The sequence below is a fragment of the Streptomyces anulatus genome (genome assembly GCF_014650675.1).
Classification (GTDB): Bacteria; Actinomycetota; Actinomycetes; order Streptomycetales; family Streptomycetaceae; genus Streptomyces; species Streptomyces anulatus.
Window position 1 is genome coordinate 462,170 of the sequence record NZ_BMVK01000005.1, and the last position, 18,204, is coordinate 480,373.

Here is an 18,204-nt window from a genome sequence, read left to right on the forward strand (position 1 = left end):
GCTCCTCGGGCTCAGCCGCCGTTCGTGCCGTTGCTCGCCAGCGCGTCGGACAGCTCTCCCGCGACCTGCTGGAGGATCGGCACGATCCGCTCCGTCGCCGCCTCCGTCACCCGTCCGGCCGGGCCCGAGATGGAGATCGCGGCCGAGGTGGGGGAGTTCGGCACGGAGACCGCGAGGCACCGCACGCCGATCTCCTGCTCGTTGTCGTCCACCGCGTACCCGGCGCGGCGCACCAGCTCCAGGGCGTCGAGGAAGCCCTCCGGGGTGGTGATCGTCTTCTCCGTCGCGGCGGGCATGCCGGTACGGGCCAGGAGTGCGCGGACCTCGTCGGCGGGGGTGTGCGCGAGGAGCGCCTTGCCCACGCCGGTGGAGTGGGGCAGGACCCGGCGGCCGACCTCGGTGAACATCCGCATGGAGTGCTTGGACGGCACCTGGGCGACGTACACGATCTCGTCCCCGTCCAGCAGCGCCATGTTCGCCGTCTCGCCGGTCTCCTCCACCAGTCGGCTGAGGTAGGGGCGGGCCCAGGTGCCCAGCAGCCGGGAGGCGGACTCGCCGAGCCGGATCAGCCGGGGGCCCAGCGCGTAGCGGCGGTTGGGCTGCTGGCGTACGTATCCGCAGACGACCAGGGTGCGCATCAGCCGGTGGATGGTCGGCAGGGGAAGACCGCTGCTCGCGGACAGCTCGCTCAGTCCGACCTCGCCCCCGGCGTCGGCCATCCGCTCCAGCAGATCGAAGGCGCGCTCAAGGGACTGCACCCCACCGCTGGAACCGGAGGGCTTGGAGTCGGCTGTGCTGGCGTGGGACGGCGGCACGTCAACGGTCCTTTCGAAGCGGAAGGCAAGGCAGCAGCCTACCGGGCGGTTCCCGATCGGCCCACAGCTCCCCGGTCGGCGTCGGTGCCGGTCAGGGGCTGTTTTGTCCGGGTGCCGACGGTCGGTGCGGACGGCTCGGCGCCACCTCTCCTGGCCCATGCTACGTTCCGCAGTTCGAAATATGACTTTTACTTTGTGGAAACCTCCAGTCGGACGGCAGGGGTGGCCCGGGGGGTCCCCGTGGCGGAAGGTGGGGTCTTGACGAGGGCGATTCCCGAGTGAAGACTCCATCGAAGCTTCAACAGTTCGTTGAATTCCTGGAGTGAAGGAGCACAGGTGTCCGGTCCGGACGTGAACCTGATACTGCGCTCGACGCGCGTCGTCACCCCCGAGGGGACCCGTCCGGCGGCGGTCGCCGTCGCGGGCGGGACGATCGACGCGGTCCTGCCGTACGACACCGAGGCGCCCGCGGGCGCCCGCCTGGAGGACTTCGGCGACGACGTCCTGCTGCCCGGCCTGGTCGACACCCACGTCCATGTGAACGACCCCGGCCGCACCGCGTGGGAGGGCTTCTACACCGCCACCCGTGCGGCGGCGGCGGGCGGGATCACCACGCTCCTGGACATGCCCCTCAACTCCCTCCCGCCGACCACCACCGTCGAGAACCTGCGGATCAAGCAGCAGGTCGCGGCCCCCAAGGCGCACGTCGACACCGGCTTCTGGGGCGGGGCGATCCCGTCCAACGTCAAGGACCTGCGCCCGCTGTACGAGGCCGGCGTCTTCGGCTTCAAGTGCTTCCTGTCGCCCTCCGGCGTCGAGGAGTTCCCGGAGCTGGACCAGGAGCAGCTGGCCCGCTCCATGGCGGAGATCACCGGATTCGGCGGGCTGCTCATCGTGCACGCGGAGGACCCGCACCATCTGGCCGAGGCCCCGCAGCGCTCCGGGCCCGCCTACGCGGACTTCCTCGCCTCCCGCCCGCGCGACGCCGAGAACACCGCGATCGAAGGGCTCATCGCCCACGCCAAGCGGCTGAACGCCCGCGTCCACGTCCTGCACCTCTCCTCCAGCGACGCGCTGCCGCTGATCGCCGCCGCCAAGCGCGAGGGCGTCCGCGTCACCGTCGAGTCCTGCCCGCACTTCCTCACCCTCACCGCCGAGGAAGTGCCGGACGGGGCGACGGAGTTCAAGTGCTGCCCGCCGATCCGCGAGGCCGCCAACCAGGACGCGCTCTGGGCCGGGCTCGCCGACGGGACCATCGACTGCATCGTCTCCGACCACTCGCCGTGCACCACCGACCTGAAGACCCCGGACTTCGCCTCCGCCTGGGGCGGCATCTCCTCCCTCCAGCTCGGCCTCCCCGCCATCTGGACCGAGGCCCGCAAGCGCGGCCACTCCCTCGACGACGTCGCCCGCTGGATGTCCGCGGCCCCCGCCGCGCTGGCCGGGCTGACCCGCAAGGGCGCCATCGAGGCCGGGCGCGACGCCGACTTCGCGGTCCTCGCCCCCGACGCGACCTTCACCGTCGACCCCGCCGAGCTCTTCCACCGCAACCAGGTCACCGCCTACGCCGGGAAGACCCTGCACGGCGTCGTCCGCTCCAGCTGGCTGCGCGGTGTCCGCATCGCCTCCGACGGCGTACTCGCCGAGCCCGCCGGCCGCCTCCTCGAACGCGACCACTGACCGTGCCCGAAAGGAACTCCTGACCATGACGGACGCCGCGATACCGCGCTTCACCGGCGACGCAAGCCCCTACGCGGGCGGCGACCCGTACGCCGACCACCGCACCGCCGACTTCCCCTTCACCCACCTCGTCGACCTGGCCGACCGCCGTCTCGGGGCGGGAGTCATCGCCGCCAACGACGAGTTCTTCGCCGAGCGCGAGAACCTCCTCAAGCCCGGGCCCGCCGTCTTCGACCCGGAGCACTTCGGGCACAAGGGCAAGATCATGGACGGCTGGGAGACCCGCCGCCGACGCGGAGTCGGCGCCGCCGAACCCCACCCCACCGCCGACGACCACGACTGGGCCCTCGTCCGGCTCGGCGCGCCCGGCGTCATCCGGGGCATCGTCCTGGACACCGCCCACTTCCGGGGCAACTACCCGCAGGCGGTCTCCGTCGAGGCGGTCGCCCTGCCCGGCTCCCCGTCCCCCGAGGACCTCCTCGCCCCCGACGTGAAGTGGACGACGCTCGTCCCCCGTACGGCGGTCGGCGGCCACGCGGCCAACGGGTTCGCCGTCGACGCCGAGCAGCGCTTCACCCACCTGCGGATCAACCAGCACCCGGACGGCGGGATCGCCCGGCTGCGCGTCCACGGAGAGGTCGCCCCCGACCCCGCCTGGCTCGGCGCGCTCGGTACGTTCGACCTCGCGGCCCTGGAGAACGGCGGCCTGGTCGAGGACGCCTCCGACCGCTTCTACTCCCCGGCCACCAACACCATCCAGCCGGGCCGCTCGCGGAAGATGGACGACGGCTGGGAGACCCGCCGCCGGCGCGACAAGGGCAACGACTGGATCAGCTACCGCCTCGCCGCGCAGTCCGGGATCCGGGCCGTCGAGATCGACACCGCCTACCTCAAGGGCAACTCCGCCGGCTGGGCGAGCCTTTCGGTCCGGGACGGCGGGAACGCCGGGGACGGCGACTGGACGGAGGTCCTTCCCCGGACCCGGCTCCAGCCCGACACCAACCACCGCTTCGTCCTGGACGGGCCGGTCCGGGCCACGCACGTACGGATCGACATCTTCCCGGACGGCGGCATCTCCCGGCTCCGGCTGTTCGGATCGCTCACCGACGAGGGCGCCGCCGCCCTGGCGGCCCGTCACCGGGAGCTGGGCGGCTGATCCCCGACCGCGCCGGGCACCCGGCACACCGCAATCGCAGGGGGATCGCGGTGTGCCCGGCCGATCCCGTTACGTGAGGGTGTGTCACCCTGGTCGAGGTGCGGCGAGCAGGCCCTGAGGGCCGGGCGCCGCACCTTCCGACGTCCTCGACCAGGAGCCCCCCATGATCTTCATCGCCGTCAAGTTCACCGCCCTCGACCCCGAGGAGTGGCTCACCCGGCTGGACGGCTTCACCGTCGCCACCCGCCGCGAGCCCGGCAACCTCTTCTTCGACTGGTCGCACAGTGTGGAGAACCCCGACCAGTTCGTCCTGCTGGAGGCCTTCGCCGACGCGGCGGCGGGCGAGGCGCACGTGAACTCCGACCACTTCAAGGCGGCGATCGCGACGATGTCGGAGCTGGTGGCCGAGGTCCCCGAGATCATCAACGTCGAGGTGGAGGGCACCGGCTGGTCCCGGATGGCGGAAGTCACCCCGCGCCACCGCTGACCGGCACGTCCCGCTAGGTCCTGTCCGACCCTTCCCGTCTGCCTCACGACGCCATGCACGCGCTCTCGCACGCACCTGACGCCGCGCGGCCGCCCTGCGGGCGACGACGGGAAGGGTCAGACAGGCCCTAGAACTCCTCGTGGGACTCCGGGTCGCCGCCGAACCGCCGCTGCCGCCCCGAAGCGATCGTCGTCAGCTCCTGCGCCGTCAGCTCGAACCCGAACAGATCGAGGTTCTCGCGCTGCCGGCCCGGGTCCGCCGACTTCGGGATCGGCACCGCGCCCAGCTGGGTGTGCCAGCGCAGCACCACCTGCCCGGGGCTCACCCCGTGGTCCTCCGCGATGGCCACGATCGAGGGATCCTCCAGCACCTCGCGGCCCCGGGCCAGCGGGCTCCAGCTCTCCGTGACGACGCCCTTCGCCGCGTGCACCGCCCGCAGCTCCTCCTGCGGGAGCAGCGGATGCATCTCGATCTGGTTCACCGAGGGCAGCACGCCCGTCTCCCGTTCCAGCCGCTCCAGATGCGTGGCGGTGAAGTTGGAGACGCCGATCGAGCGGACGAGACCGTCCTCGCGGAGCCGGATCATCGCCTTCCAGGTGTCCACGTACTTGTCGACGCGGGGGAGCGGCCAGTGGATCAGGTAGAGGTCGACGTACTCGACGCCCAGGCGGGCCCTCGACTCCTCGAACGAGGCGAGCGTCTCCTCGTAACCGTGGTGCCGGCCGGGCACCTTCGTGGTGACGAGGACCTCCTCGCGAGGGACCCCGCTGCGGGCGATCCCCCGGCCGGTGCCGGTCTCGTTGCCGTAGTTGAGGGCCGTGTCGACCAGCCGGTAGCCGAGCTCCAGGGCCCCGGCGACGGCCTCCTCGGCCGCCGCGTCGTCCAGCGGGTAGGTGCCGAGCCCCACCGCGGGGAGCCGCGTGCCGTCGTTGAGCGCCTGAACCGGTGTGCCGGACATGTACTGGTCCCGTCCTTCCCGTCGCTGCCCCCGTCCCGGCCAGCGTAGGGGCGTGGCGGGGACGGGGGCAGCCGGACGGGGCCGACGGGGGGCGCTCCGGGGCGGCGGACGGGGCGGACGGGGGGAGCGCTCCGGGGCGGCGGTGCGGCTCAGGCCGCGTGGCCGCCGTCCACGACGACCTCCGTACCCGTGATGAACCCCGCCTCCGCGCTCGCGAGGTACGCGACGAGCGAGGCGACCTCCTCCGTCGTCCCGAAGCGGCCGAGCGCGGTCGCCGCGCGCTGGCCCTCGGCGAACGGCCCGTCGGCCGGGTTGAGATCGGTGTCCACGGGACCGGGCTGGATCAGGTTCACCGTGATGCCGCGCGGCCCCAGTTCCCGGGCGAGCGGCTTGGTCAGCCCGGCCAGGGCGGACTTGCTGAGCCCGTAGAGGGTGGAGCCGGGCCCGCCCGCGTACCGGCTCAGGGCGGAGCCCACGGAGATGACGCGGCCCCCGTCGGCCAGCCGCTCCGCAGCCGCCCGGCAGGCGAGGAACACCGCCCGCACGTTCACCGCCAGCGTCCGGTCCACCTCCGGCCCGGCGAGTGCGGAGATCGGGCCGAGGACGCCGATGCCCGCGTTGTTGACCAGGATGTCGAGCCGGCCGAGCGCGTCCGCCGCCCGGTGCACGGCGTCGGCGGCCGCACCGGAGTCCGCCGCGTCGCAGCGCAGGGCGACCCCCCGGCGCCCGAAGCCCTCGATCTTCGCGACGACCGCACGGGCCGCCGCCTCGTCCCGGACATAGGTGACGGCGACGTCCGCGCCCTCCTGGGCGAGCCGCAGCGCGATCGCGGCGCCGATGCCCCGACCGCCCCCGGTGACCAGGGCGGCCCGGTCCGGGAGGCCGGTGGGAACGGTGGCGGGGGCGGTGGTGGACAGGGTGCTGGACATGGCCGGTTCCTTTGCTGGGGGACGCCGTCGCTCCGACGACATCCCCCAGCAAACGCGCGCCGGGGCCCGCGCACCGGCGGGTATCGGACGCCCACGGCCGCCTGCCGTCACGGCAGCAGCGCGGGATCCGTCGCCGCGGACCGCAGCCGGACCAGGATGGCCCGCGCCGCCTTGTCGTAGCCGAGATTGTTGTTCTGGAGCACCGACTCGGCGTTGGCCAGCTCCAGCAGGGCGATCAACTCGAAGGCCAGCTGGCACACGTCGGTGTCCCCGGCCAGCTCCCCGGCGGACCTGGCCTCCTCGATCGTCTGCTCCACGAAGGTGACCCAGCCCGTCTGCGCGGACGCCAGGGCGTCGTGCACCTTGCCGCCGCGGGCGTCGAACTCGGCGGTGGCGGCGTAGAAGAAGCAACCGCCCCGGAAGACGCGCCCGCGGGAGTACGCGATCCACGCCTCGCACAACCGCCACACCCGCCCGAGCCCGGGCGGCACCGACCGGGTGGGGCGCAGCACATGGTCGACGTATATGGCCACCGCCCCCCGTACGGTGGCCAGTTGGAGTCCCTCCTTCGAGCCGAAGAGGGCGAACACTCCGCTCTTGCTCAGCCCGAGCTCGGTGGCCAGCCGCCCCAGCGACAGTCCCTCCAGCCCTTCGACCGAGGCGATCTGCACCGCCCGTCCCAGGATCAACTGCCGGGTCTGGTTCCCCCGCTCGACCCGCCCGTCCGCTCTTAACGACGTCATGTGACCACTCCGTACCTCAGAGTTATCGAGGCGTCAGTCTAGGGAGCGGCGGCGCGGCCGACGGACCCTCCGCCGTCCGGCCGAACGGTCCGACCGCCTCTGACCACGGGTGATGCCCCGGAACGATCCGATCGCTGAGACAGGTGTTCCTTTTTCAGGAGCCCGGCGGATAGCGTGATCGCTCCGCGTGCGAGCCGGTGAGGTCTCCACAACATGTTCCGTGGAGATCCAGGAGAACCAGATGTCCGCTGCCGCCGTGCCCGCCGTCGCGTCCCCGCGCCGCGCCTGGGTCACCGACCTTCCCGTGCTGGCGGTCGCCGTCGTCTGGGGCGCCAGCTACCTCGCGGCCAAGGGCATCACCACCGCCCACACGGTCGTCGCCGTCCTCGTCCTGCGCTTCGCGATCGTGCTGCCGGTGCTCGTGGCGACCGGATGGCGCAGACTGCGGGCCCTGACCGGTGCGCAGTGGCGCGGCGCCGGGCTGCTGGGCCTCGTACTGAGCGGGATCTTCCTGCTGGAGACGTACGGGGTGGTGCACACCTCCGCCACCAACGCCGGGCTGATCATCAGCCTCACCATGATCTTCACGCCGCTGGCCGAGGCCGCCGTGACCCGTGTGCGCCCGTCGGCCGCATTCGTCGCCGCGGCCGGGCTCTCCGTCGCCGGAGTGATCCTGCTGACCCAGGGCGGCGGGTTCACCAGCCCCTCGGGCGGCGACCTCCTGATGCTTCTCGCCGCCCTCGCCCGGACCGTCCATGTCCTGGCCATGGCCCGGATCAAAGCGGTCCAGGACGCCGACTCGCTCTCCCTGACCACCGTCCAGCTCGGGGCCGCGGTCGCCGTCTTCGCCGTCCTCGCCGCCGTCCCCGGCACCGGCGCCTCGCCGTGGAGCACGGCGGCGGACTTCGGCGCCCGGGAGTGGGCGGGCCTGGTCTTCCTCTCGGTGTTCTGCACGCTGTTCGCGTTCTTCGTGCAGATGTGGTCCGTACGCCGCACCTCGCCGTCCCGGGTCAGCCTGCTGCTCGGTACGGAACCGCTGTGGGCCGCCGCCGTCGGCATCAGCCTCGGCGGGGAACGGCTCGGGCTGCTCGGCGCCGCCGGGGCGGTCCTCGTCCTGGCGGGCACCGCGTGGGGCCGGCGCGGCGCGGACCGGGGGCGCGCGGGGGCGTGACCGCTGGCGCCGGGGAGCGACCGCCGCCCCCGGGACGTGGCCGGAGCTCGCCATGACGGCACCGACGCAGGGTCAGGACTTGATCGAGTCCGCGGCGATCATCACGGCCACCCCCGCCACGATCAGCACGATGTTGACGAACAGCCCGCGGTCGCTGAGGAAGTCGATCCGCCGCACCACCGTCCACAGCCGGAACCAGCCCGTCCACTCGTACAGCAGTCCGCCGGCGCCCTGGGCGAAGACGAGGAAGCCGATCGTCTCGACGATTTTCTTCATGGGCCGAGCCTCCCGCCCGGCCCGCACCCGCCGCGTCGGCCACCGGTCCCGCCCGCCGCGCCGAAAGTAGCCGGTCCTGCGACTTTGGTCGCGCCCTCGCCGCGCAGGGCCTCTCCGGGCCGCCCGGCTGCGTAACTTTGTCGATATGACGCGCACCGAATACCGCTGGCTGCTTCCTTCGGCGATGGCCGATCCCGAGCTGCCCGGCGACCGGCCCCGGACGCGGCGGACCGTGCGGGACTGGGCCGTCGACATCACGGCATTCCTCTGCGCCGCGGGCATCGGCCTGCTGGCGCTCGCCGCGATCGACGCCGATGACACCACGGCGGACGTCTTCGTCCTCGTCGACTCGGTGATCGGTGCGGCGGCCTGCTGCGCGCTCTGGCTCCGACGACGCTGGCCCGTCGGGCTCGCCGCCGTGCTGACCGTCGTCTGCATCGTCGAACCCGTGGCCGCCGGGGCCCTGATGGTGGCCCTCTTCAGTCTCGCCGTGCACCGCCCGTTCAAGCCGGTGGCGATCGTCGGCGCGGGCGCGCTGATCGCGGCTCCCCTGCAGCCCCTCCTGCGCCCCGACCCCGCGACAAGCTTCCTCGCCTCGGTCATCATCGGGGTCCTGCTGGTCCTGCTGGTGCTCAGCTGGGGCATGGTCGTACGCTCCCGGCGCCAGCTCGTCCTCACGCTCCGCGAACGGGCCCGCCGCGCCGAGGCCGAGGCGGAGCTGCGCGCCGAACAGGCCCAGCGCCTGGCCCGGGAGGCCATCGCCCGCGAGATGCACGACGTACTGGCCCACCGGCTGACCCTGCTCAGCGTGCACGCCGGGGCGCTCGAATTCCGGCCGGACGCCCCCGCCGCCGAGATCGGCCGGGCCGCCGGCGTCATCCGGGACAGTGCCCACGAGGCACTCCAGGACCTCCGCGAGATCATCGGCGTCCTGCGCGGGCCGGGCGACACCGACGAGGGCGACCGGCCGCAGCCCACCCTCGCCACCCTGGACGCCCTCGTCGCCGAATCCCGGCTCGCGGGCATGAAGGTCGTCGTCGACAACCGGGTCGCCGACCCCCGGGGCGCCCCCGCCGCCACCGGCCGCACGGTCTACCGGATCGCCCAGGAGTGCCTGACCAACGCCCGCAAGCACGCGCCCGGCACCGAGGTCTCCCTCACCGTGACGGGCGGCCCCGGCGAGGGGCTCGCCATCGAGGTGGAGAACCCCGCCCCCACCGAACCCTTCGAGCGGGTCCCCGGCTCGGGGCAGGGGCTCATCGGCCTCACCGAACGCGCCACGCTCGCCGGCGGCGGCCTGGTGCACGGCCCGACGGAGGACGGCGGCTTCGCGGTCCGGGCCCGGCTGCCGTGGCCCGCCGCGTGAGGACCCCGGGCGCGACGGAGCGACGGCGGCCGGGCGGTCACTCGGCGGTCGGCGCCCGGGTGCCCGCCGTACGGGTGACGCGCACCGGCTGGCTACGGTGGCCGTCATGAACACCCCGGCGTCCCCGACACCCCCGGCGTCACCCACGCCCCCGCCCGTCCGGCTGCTGATCGTCGACGACGACCCGCTGGTCCGGGCCGGACTGACCCTGATGCTCGGCGGCGACGAGGGCATCGACATCGTGGGGGAGGGCGCGGACGGCGACGAGGTCGAGGAGCTGGTCGAACGCCTGCGCCCCGACGTCGTCCTGATGGACATCCGGATGCCGGTCATGGACGGACTCACCGCGACCGAGCGACTGCGCCGCCGGCCCGGGGCTCCCGAAGTCGTCGTCCTCACCACGTTCCACGCGGACGAACAGGTGCTCCGCGCCATCCGGGCCGGGGCAGCAGGATTCGTCCTGAAAGACACCCCGCCGGCCCGGATCGTCGATTCGGTCCGCCGGGTCGCCGCCGGGGACCCGGTGCTCTCGCCCGCCGTCACCCGCCAGTTGATGGCCCGCGCCGCGGGCGGCGGACACGACGACCGGGCGGGCCGTACCGACCGCGCACGCAGGCGGTTCGATCAGCTCGCCGAGCGGGAGAAGGAAGTCGCCGTCGCCGTCGGACGCGGCGGTTCCAACGCGGAGATCGCGGGCTCCCTCTACCTCAGCGTCGCGACCGTCAAGACCCACGTCTCGCGCATTCTCGCCAAACTCGAACTCAACAACCGTGTCCAGATCGCGCTGTTGGTCCATGACGCGGGACTCCTCGACACGGACGGGGAGGACGGGGGCGGCCTACGCTGAGCGGAGCGGACCGGAACGGAAGAGGGGCTGACCACCATGGCTGTGCTCGATCTGCGCGACCTGCCGGACTTCACCGTGAACCCCTATCCGTACTACGCCAAGCTCCGGGCCGAGGGGCCGGTGCACATCGTGCGCACCGACGAGATGGAGCGGATCTGGCTGGTCGTCGGGTACGAGGAGGCCCGCGCCGCCCTCGCCGACCAGCGGCTCGGCAAGGACTGGCGGACCACCGGACGCTGGGAGGCGTCCGAGGCCGTGCTCAGCGCCAACATGCTGGAGCTGGACGCCCCGCACCACACCCGGCTGCGGCGGCTCGTCGTCCGCGAGTTCACCCCCCGGCGGATCGAGGCGCTGCGCCCGCGCGTCACCGAGATCACCGGCCGACTGCTCGACGCGATGGTGCCCCGGGGCTCCGCCGACCTGGTCGACGCGCTCGCCTTCCCGCTGCCGATGACCGTGATCTGCGAGCTCCTCGGTGTCCCGGACATCGACCGGGACACCTTCCGCGCCCTCTCCAACGGCATCGTCAGCCCGACCCCGGAGCAGCGGGAGGGCGACCCGGCCGGAGCGATGAGCGACTACCTCGTCGACCTCATCGCGGACAAGCGCCGCTCGCCCGGCGACGACCTGCTGAGCGCGCTGATCCGGACCCGGGACGAGGGAGGCGACGGCCTCTCCTCCGCCGAACTGGTCGGCATGGCCTTCCTGTTGCTGGTCGCCGGTCACGAGACCACCGTCAACCTGATCGCCAACGGGGTCCGGGCCCTGCTCGACCACCCCGACCAGCTCGCCCTGTTGCGCGCCGACCCGGGGCTGATCGACAACGCGGTGGAGGAGATGCTGCGCTACGACGGGCCGGTGGAGACCGCCACCTTCCGCTTCGCCCGGGAGCCGGTGAAGATCGGCGACACCGAGATCGCGCGCGACGAGGCGGTCCTCGTCGCGCTGGCCTCCGCCGACCGTGACCCCGGCCGCTTCCCCGAACCGGACGCCTTCGACATCCGCCGCGAACCCCAGGGACACCTGGGCTTCGGCCACGGCGCGCACTACTGCCTGGGCGCGCCGCTCGCCCGGATGGAGGCCCGCATCGCGATCGGCGCCCTGCTGGAACGCTGCCCCGGCCTCGCCCGCGACCCGTCCGGCGGCGAGCTGGACTGGCTGCCCGGTCTGCTGATGCGCGGGGTGCGGGGACTGCCGGTCCGCTGGTGAGGCCGGGCCCGCCCCCCTCCTTTCACCTACAGCGAATCTCCTCGAAGGGAACCGAGTTGAGCACCGAACCCCTGGTCGATCTCGCCGCGCTCGGCGATGAGTTCACCCGCGACCCCTATCCCGCCTACGCCGCCCTGCGCGCGAAGGGACCGGTCCACCGGGTGCGGATCCCCGAGGGCGCTGACGCCTGGCTCGTCGTCGGATACGAGGCGGGCCGCGCCCTCCTCGCCGACCAGCGGCTCTCCAAGCACTGGAGCCGGGCCTCGCCGTCGCTCGGCGTCAGCAAGGTGTCCGCGGGCTCCTCGATGCTCGGCTCCGACGCCCCCGACCACACCCGGATGCGCAAGCTGGTCACCCGTGAGTTCACCCCGCGCCGCATGGAGCAACTGGCTCCGCGTATCCAGGAGATGACCGACGGGCTGCTGGACTCGATGCTCGCGGCCCCGGCCCGTGCGGCGGACCTGGTCGAGGCGCTCTCCTTCCCGCTGCCCATGTCGGTGATCTGCGAGCTGCTCGGCGTCCCGTCCCTGGACCGCGAGGCCTTCCGCACCTGGTCCGGCCAGGCGGTCTCCTCCGTCGACCCGTCCCTGCGCGCCTCCTCCACGCAGGCGATGACCGCGTACATCGCCGGGCTGCTCGCCGACAAGCGCGAGAAGCCGGGCGAGGACCTGCTGAGCGCGCTGATCCACACCTCCGACGAGGACGGCGACCGGCTGTCCGGCGACGAACTGATCGGCATGGCCTGGCTGTTGCTGGTCGCCGGACACGAGACCACCGTCAACCTCATCACCAACGGCGTGCACAACCTCCTCGCCCACCCCGATCAACTGGCCGCCCTGCGGGCCGACTTCACCCTGATCGACAACGCGGTCGAAGAGATCCTGCGCTTCGAGGGGCCGGTGGAGACCCCCACCTACCGCTTCACGACCGATCCGGTCGAGGTCGCCGGGGTGATGATCCCCGGCGGCGGCGAGCTGGTCCTCGTCGCGATGTCGGACGCCAACCGGGACCCCGTCCGCTACCCCGACGGGTCCCGCTTCGACATCACCCGCGACGCCCGGGGCCACCTCGCCTTCGGGCACGGCATCCACTACTGCCTGGGCGCGCCGCTGGCCCGCATCGAGGCCAGGATCGCCATCCGGTCGCTGCTGGAACGCTGTCCGGACCTGCGGCTGGCCGCCGACCCGGCGACGCTCGCCTGGCGCACCGGGATCCTGATGCGGGGGCCGCTGAGCCTCCCGGTCGCCTGGTAGCGGCAGGTCCGGGGGCCAGTTCAGCCGCCGGGGATCTCGGTCATCGCCACCGGCCGGCGTTCCCGGCGGGAGACCTCGCACGCCTCGGCGATCCGCAGGGCGTGCAGGGCCTCCCGCCCGTCGCACGGATTGGCCGACTCGCCCCGGGCCACGCGCAGGAACGCGTCCAGTTCCGCCTCGTACGCCGGGGCGAACCGTTCCAGGAACCCCGGCCAGGGCTTCGCCGGGGCGCCGGACCCCCCGGGCTCGGCCGAGGTCAGCGGCGTACGGTCGTCCAGGCCGACGGCGATCTGGTCCCGTTCGCCCGCCAGCTCCATCCGTACGTCGTACCCGGCGCCGTTGCACCGGGTCGCGGTGGCGGTGGCGAGCGTCCCGTCGTCGAGGGTGAGCAGAGCGGCGGCCGTGTCCACGTCCCCGGCCTCCCGGAACATCGCGGGTCCGGCGTCCGAGCCGGTGGCGTACACCTCGCTCACCTCGCGGCCCGTCACCCAGCGCAGGATGTCGAAGTCGTGGACCAGGCAGTCGCGGTACAGCCCGCCGGAGAGCGGGAGGTAGGCGGCGGGCGGCGGGGCCGGATCGGAGGTGACCGCCCGCACGGTGTGCAGCCGGCCGAGCCGTCCCTCCCGCACGGCGGCCCTGGCCTCGCCGTACCCGGCGTCGAAGCGCCGCATGAAGCCGAGCTGGAGAACGCTGCCCGCGGCCTCGACCTCCGCGAGCGCGGCGAGCGTGCCGGGCAGGTCCAGGGCGATCGGCTTCTCGCAGAAGACGGGCAGCCCGCCGCGGGCGGCCCGTGCGATGAGCCCGGCATGGGCCGAGGTCGCCGAACAGATCACCACGGCGTCGGGCGGGCCCCCGGCCGTACCCTCTCCGCTGAACAGACCGTCCACCGGTACGGCCGTCGCCCCCGTCCGCGCCGCGGCAGCGGCCGCCCGCTCCGGGTCCGCGTCCGCCAGCAGCAGGGCGTCCACGGCGGGGTGACGGCTCAGCACCTCCGCATGGAATGTGCCGATCCGTCCCGTTCCGATCAGTCCGATGCGCATGGGCCCCAAGGTGGCGTTCGCCCGGTCGTCATGTCAAGCGTTTGTCCTGACAAATGGCGGCCACATCGATCGGCTGCTCCCCGCCCCGGTACGCCATGGCTTTGTCCGGACAAGCGAACTACGCTCGCCCCGTGACCGCACATGGAACCGACCGGCCGCTGCCGCTGAGTGTGGACCGCACCAGCCCGGTGCCGCTCTACTTCCAGCTGGCGCAGCAGCTGGAGGCCGCCGTGGAACAGGGCCGGCTGGCCCCCGGCGCCCTGCTCGGCAACGAGGTCGACCTCGCCGCCCGCCTCGGCCTGTCCCGGCCGACCGTCCGCCAGGCCATCCAGTCGCTCGTCGACAAGGGCCTGATGGTCCGCCGCCGGGGAGTCGGCACCCAGGTCGTCCACAGCAAGGTCCGCCGCCCGCTGGAGCTCAGCTCGCTCTACGACGACCTGGAGGCGGCCGGCCAGCGCCCCGCCACCACCGTCCTGCGCAACACCACGGAACCGGCCACCGCCGAGGTCGCCGCCGCGCTCGGCGTCGCCGAGGGCAGTGAGGTCCACCTCGTCGAACGGCTGCGCAGCGCCCACGGCGAACCGATGGCCCTCCTGCGCAACCACCTGCCCCTCGGGCTGCTGCCCCTGACCACCGAGGAACTGGAGGCCACCGGCCTCTACCGGCTGATGCGGGCCGGTGGCATCACGCTGCACAGCGCCCGCCAGACCGTCGGCGCGTGCGCCGCGGACGACCGGCAGGCACGGGCGCTGTCGGAGCCCGTGGGCGCCCCGCTGCTCACGATGGAGCGCACCACGTACGACGACACCGGCCGGGTGGTCGAGTTCGGCTCGCACGTCTACCGGGCGGAGCGGTACGCCTTCGAGTTCCAGCTCCTGGTACGCGCCTGAGCCCGTTGGGCCCCATCCAGCCCGTCCGGCGTTTGAGGACGGAACCGTCGACGTGGTGTCCGCCGCGCTCGTCGGGACCCTGCGCCTCGGGGCCCGCCGGCCGCAGGCCCACCCACGCAAGGGTTCCGTCCTCAAACGCCGGACGGGCTGAAGTGGTGGGCTCCGCACCAGCCGCCGCGTCAGCATGTTCGGACAAACGGTTGACGTGGACATGCGGCGCGACTAGAACTCGCTGCACCGAAGGACGCGCCCCCACCGGCCCTGCCGGGCGGGAGCGGGCGGGGCTCGGGGATACTTGGGCAGCCGGGCCGGGACCGTACACTTCCCGGCCCCGTCAAGCAGCACAGCGAGCAGCAGTAGAAGGGCACGGCGTCGTGGCAAGGGTTCGGACAGGGGTACGCGCGATGGGCGCCGTGCTGGCAGTGGTGCTGAGCGCCTCCCTCGCGGGATGCAGCAGCACCGGCGGCAAGCGCGCCGAGGAGCGCGCGGCCGCCGCGGCCGAGGGACGGGCCGCGGTGAACACACCGCGCTGGACCTTCGCCATGGTCACCCACTCGGGCGACGGCGACACCTTCTGGGACATCGTCCAGAAGGGCGCCGAGCAGGCGGCCGTGAAGGACAACATCAACTTCCTCTACTCGCACAACGACGAGGCCAACCAGCAGGCCCAGCTCGTCCAGACCGCGATCGACAAGAAGGTCGACGGGCTGATCGTCTCGCTGGCCAAGCCGGACGCGATGAAGGCCGTGGTCGCCAAGGCCGTGAAGGCGGGCATCCCGGTCGTCACCGTGAACTCCGGCTCCGCGGAGTCCAAGGAGTTCGGCGCGCTCACCCACATCGGCCAGGACGAGTCGATCGCCGGCGAGGCCGTCGGCGACGAGCTGAACGGCCGGGACCGCAAGAAGGCCCTCTGCGTCCTGCACGAGCAGGGCAACGTGGGCCACGAGCAGCGCTGCGCCGGGGCGAAGAAGACCTTCGACGGCACGATGCAGAACCTGTACGTCGACGGCACCAACATGCCCGACGTCACCGCGTCCATCGAGGCCAAGCTCCAGTCCGACAAGAGCATCGACGCGGTCGTCACCCTCGGGGCCCCCTTCGCCGACGCGGCCGTCCAGGCCAAGCAGACCGCCGGCAGCAAGGCCGAGATCGACACCTTCGACCTGAACGCCAAGGTCGCCACCGGCCTCCAGACCGACAAGCTCGGCTTCGCCGTCGACCAGCAGCCCTACCTCCAGGGCTACGAGGCCGTCGACCTGCTCTGGCTCTACCGCTACAACCGCAACGTCCTCGGCGGCGGCCTCCCCGTCCTGACCGGCCCGCAGATCATCACCAAGGACGACGCGGACGCCCTGGCCGACTACACCAAGCGGGGCACGCGATGAGCGGCTCCACCGCCGCCCCCGACCAGCTGGACGAGCGGCTGGTGCGCACCTCGCCGCTGCGCAAGCTGCTCGGCCGCCCCGAGCTCGGCTCGGTCGTCGGCGCGGCGGCCGTCTTCCTGTTCTTCGCGATCGTCGCCGACAGCTTCCTCCAGGCCTCCAGCCTCGGCACCGTGCTGTACGCGGCCTCCGTCCTCGGCATCATGGCCGCACCGGTCGCCCTGCTGATGATCGGCGGCGAGTTCGACCTGTCCGCCGGCGTCATGGTGACCAGCTCCGCGCTGATCTCCTCGATGTTCAGCTACCAGATGACGGCCAACGTCTGGGTCGGCGTCTTCGTGTCGCTGCTGGTCACGCTCGCCATCGGCGCGTTCAACGGCTTCATGCTGACCCGCACCAAACTGCCGAGCTTCATCATCACGCTCGGCACGTTCCTGATGCTGACCGGCCTGAACCTCGGCTTCACCAAGCTCATCAGCGGCACCGTCTCCACCAAGGCCATCGGCGACATGGAGGGCTTCGACTCGGCCCGCGCGCTGTTCGCCTCGACGCTGACCCTCGGCGGCGTCGAGTTCAAGGTGACGATCCTGTGGTGGGCGGCGCTCGTCGGCGTGGCCACCTGGATCCTCCTCCGTACCCGCTTCGGCAACTGGATCTTCGCCGTCGGGGGCGAGGCTGACGCGGCCCGCGCGGTCGGCGTCCCGGTCATCCGCACCAAGATCGGGCTCTACCTGGGCGTCGCCTTCGCCGCCTGGGTCTCCGGCCAGCACCTGCTGTTCAGCTACGACGTCGTCCAGTCCGGCGAGGGCGTCGGCAACGAGCTGACGTACATCATCGCCGCCGTCATCGGCGGCTGCCTGATCACCGGCGGCTACGGCTCCGCGATCGGCTCGGCCGTCGGCGCCTTCATCTTCGGCATGACCAGCAAGGGCATCGTGTACGCCGAGTGGAACCCGGACTGGTTCAAATTCTTCCTGGGAGCGATGCTGCTCCTGGCCACCCTGCTCAACGCGTGGGTGCGCAAGCGCGCGGAGGCGACGGCATGACGGCCACCCCTGAAGACCCTGCCGGAGCGACCGCCGGACCGCTGGTCGAGCTGGATGACGTGTCCAAGTTCTACGGGAACATCAAGGCCCTGGAACATGTCTCGCTGGAGGTCCACGCGGGCGAGATCACCTGCGTCCTCGGGGACAACGGCGCCGGCAAGTCCACCCTCATCAAGATCATCGCGGGGCTGCACCGGCACGACGCCGGACGCTTCCTGATCGACGGCGAGGAGACCGCGCTCGCCAACCCGCGCGACGCCCTGGACCGGGGCATCGCCACCGTCTACCAGGACCTCGCCGTCGTCCCGCTGATGCCGGTCTGGCGGAACTTCTTCCTCGGCTCCGAGCCCACCCTCGGCTTCGGTCCCTTCAAGCGCCTCGACGTCCGGAAGATGCGCGAGACGACCCGTACCGAACTGCTGCGCATGGGCATCGACCTCCGCGACGTCGACCAGCCCATCGGCACCCTGTCCGGCGGCGAGCGCCAGTGCGTGGCCATCGCCCGCGCCGTCTACTTCGGCGCGAAGGTCCTGGTCCTGGACGAGCCGACCGCCGCCCTCGGCGTCAAGCAGTCCGGCGTGGTCCTCAAGTACGTGGCGGCCGCCCGCGACGCCGGCCTCGGCGTGGTCCTCATCACGCACAACCCGCACCACGCCCACCTCGTCGGCGACCGCTTCATCCTCCTCAAGCGCGGCGCGATGTCCGGCAGCCACACCAAGGACGACGTCACGCTGGACGAGCTGACCCGGCAGATGGCGGGCGGCAGCGAGCTGGAGGAGCTCAGCCACGAGCTGGAACGCACCCCGACCCCCACCCTCCCGGGCGCCCACGGCACGAAGGACGAGACTCCCTGAGCGGCGACCGCCCCGGCGCGGCCGACCCCGCCCACCGGCCCCCGGGGGCCGGGCAGTGGCAGAATCGAGCCCGGCGGGCGCCGTCCGCCACCGGCCGCGACA

Annotated in this window: 18 protein-coding genes; 12 read left to right on the top strand and 6 right to left on the bottom strand. The window is 72.6% G+C overall.

The genetic code is table 11. From position 1 onward, the window contains the following. Nucleotides 1-11: 11 nt before the first annotated feature. Nucleotides 12-815 carry an IclR family transcriptional regulator gene (locus IE272_RS16125; RefSeq protein WP_032793662.1) on the bottom strand — a complete coding sequence of 268 codons (804 nt, stop codon included), beginning with the start codon at nucleotides 813-815 and terminating at the stop codon, nucleotides 12-14. A gap of 336 nt (nucleotides 816-1,151) precedes the next feature. Here IE272_RS16125 and allB point away from each other — a divergent pair, with 336 nt between their 5' ends. The 3 genes from allB (at nucleotide 1,152) to IE272_RS16140 (ending at nucleotide 4,138) form a co-directional block, all read left to right on the top strand. Next, the gene (gene allB / locus IE272_RS16130; RefSeq protein WP_056697949.1) at nucleotides 1,152-2,495 is read left to right on the top strand and encodes an allantoinase AllB; all 1,344 of its coding nucleotides are present in this window, start codon (nucleotides 1,152-1,154) and stop codon (nucleotides 2,493-2,495) included. 25 nt (nucleotides 2,496-2,520) lie between these two features. Next, complete coding sequence (alc, locus tag IE272_RS16135; RefSeq protein ID WP_056697946.1) at nucleotides 2,521-3,651, top strand: allantoicase; 1,131 nt, start codon at nucleotides 2,521-2,523, stop codon at nucleotides 3,649-3,651. Between the two features lie 163 nt (nucleotides 3,652-3,814). Then, nucleotides 3,815-4,138, top strand: a complete 324-nt coding sequence (locus IE272_RS16140; protein ID WP_050357345.1) for a putative quinol monooxygenase — start codon at nucleotides 3,815-3,817, stop codon at nucleotides 4,136-4,138. A 127-nt stretch (nucleotides 4,139-4,265) separates the two neighbouring features. On the opposite strand, the gene IE272_RS16145 is transcribed toward IE272_RS16140, so the two are convergent. From IE272_RS16145 to IE272_RS16155, 3 genes are all read right to left on the bottom strand, one after another. Next, nucleotides 4,266-5,096, bottom strand: coding sequence for an aldo/keto reductase (locus tag IE272_RS16145; protein ID WP_007456692.1), 831 nt, complete (start codon nucleotides 5,094-5,096; stop codon nucleotides 4,266-4,268). A gap of 149 nt (nucleotides 5,097-5,245) precedes the next feature. Beyond that, complete coding sequence (locus tag IE272_RS16150) at nucleotides 5,246-6,025, bottom strand: SDR family NAD(P)-dependent oxidoreductase (RefSeq protein WP_190007148.1); 780 nt, start codon at nucleotides 6,023-6,025, stop codon at nucleotides 5,246-5,248. 107 nt (nucleotides 6,026-6,132) lie between these two features. After that, nucleotides 6,133-6,768 carry a TetR/AcrR family transcriptional regulator gene (locus tag IE272_RS16155; protein ID WP_050357349.1) on the bottom strand — a complete coding sequence of 212 codons (636 nt, stop codon included), beginning with the start codon at nucleotides 6,766-6,768 and terminating at the stop codon, nucleotides 6,133-6,135. Nucleotides 6,769-7,009: 241 nt separating this feature from the next. Between IE272_RS16155 and IE272_RS16160 the strand changes: the two genes are divergently transcribed. Beyond that, nucleotides 7,010-7,939, top strand: a complete 930-nt coding sequence (locus IE272_RS16160) for a DMT family transporter (protein ID WP_056698972.1) — start codon at nucleotides 7,010-7,012, stop codon at nucleotides 7,937-7,939. Between the two features lie 72 nt (nucleotides 7,940-8,011). On the opposite strand, the gene IE272_RS16165 is transcribed toward IE272_RS16160, so the two are convergent. Beyond that, nucleotides 8,012-8,215, bottom strand: coding sequence for a hypothetical protein (locus IE272_RS16165; protein WP_047179549.1), 204 nt, complete (start codon nucleotides 8,213-8,215; stop codon nucleotides 8,012-8,014). Nucleotides 8,216-8,360: 145 nt separating this feature from the next. Between IE272_RS16165 and IE272_RS16170 the strand changes: the two genes are divergently transcribed. From IE272_RS16170 to IE272_RS16185, 4 genes are all read left to right on the top strand, one after another. After that, nucleotides 8,361-9,581 (top strand): sensor histidine kinase, encoded by a 1,221-nt coding sequence (locus tag IE272_RS16170; RefSeq protein ID WP_050357351.1) that lies wholly within the window; start codon nucleotides 8,361-8,363, stop codon nucleotides 9,579-9,581. Between the two features lie 106 nt (nucleotides 9,582-9,687). Then, nucleotides 9,688-10,428 (top strand): response regulator transcription factor, encoded by a 741-nt coding sequence (locus IE272_RS16175; protein ID WP_032793177.1) that lies wholly within the window; start codon nucleotides 9,688-9,690, stop codon nucleotides 10,426-10,428. A 36-nt stretch (nucleotides 10,429-10,464) separates the two neighbouring features. Beyond that, nucleotides 10,465-11,637, top strand: a complete 1,173-nt coding sequence (locus IE272_RS16180; RefSeq protein ID WP_050357352.1) for a cytochrome P450 family protein — start codon at nucleotides 10,465-10,467, stop codon at nucleotides 11,635-11,637. Nucleotides 11,638-11,693: 56 nt separating this feature from the next. Then, entirely contained in the window at nucleotides 11,694-12,890 is a 1,197-nt protein-coding gene (locus tag IE272_RS16185; protein WP_050357353.1) for a cytochrome P450 family protein, read from the top strand. 20 nt (nucleotides 12,891-12,910) lie between these two features. On the opposite strand, the gene IE272_RS16190 is transcribed toward IE272_RS16185, so the two are convergent. Continuing rightward, nucleotides 12,911-13,930, bottom strand: coding sequence for a Gfo/Idh/MocA family protein (locus IE272_RS16190; RefSeq protein ID WP_190007149.1), 1,020 nt, complete (start codon nucleotides 13,928-13,930; stop codon nucleotides 12,911-12,913). A 131-nt stretch (nucleotides 13,931-14,061) separates the two neighbouring features. On the opposite strand from IE272_RS16190, the gene IE272_RS16195 reads away from it, so the two are divergent. The 4 genes from IE272_RS16195 (at nucleotide 14,062) to IE272_RS16210 (ending at nucleotide 18,102) form a co-directional block, all read left to right on the top strand. Continuing rightward, nucleotides 14,062-14,820, top strand: a complete 759-nt coding sequence (locus IE272_RS16195; protein ID WP_073959761.1) for a GntR family transcriptional regulator — start codon at nucleotides 14,062-14,064, stop codon at nucleotides 14,818-14,820. A 374-nt stretch (nucleotides 14,821-15,194) separates the two neighbouring features. Then, nucleotides 15,195-16,205: a sugar ABC transporter substrate-binding protein gene (locus IE272_RS16200; protein ID WP_441350944.1), complete on the top strand. Its 1,011-nt coding sequence runs from the start codon at nucleotides 15,195-15,197 to the stop codon at nucleotides 16,203-16,205. Further along, entirely contained in the window at nucleotides 16,202-17,248 is a 1,047-nt protein-coding gene (locus IE272_RS16205) for an ABC transporter permease (protein ID WP_050357357.1), read from the top strand. The genes IE272_RS16200 and IE272_RS16205 overlap by 4 nt, the downstream gene beginning before the upstream one ends. Next, nucleotides 17,245-18,102, top strand: coding sequence for an ATP-binding cassette domain-containing protein (locus IE272_RS16210; RefSeq protein ID WP_098892929.1), 858 nt, complete (start codon nucleotides 17,245-17,247; stop codon nucleotides 18,100-18,102). The genes IE272_RS16205 and IE272_RS16210 overlap by 4 nt, the downstream gene beginning before the upstream one ends. The last annotated feature ends 102 nt before the right edge of the window (nucleotides 18,103-18,204 follow it).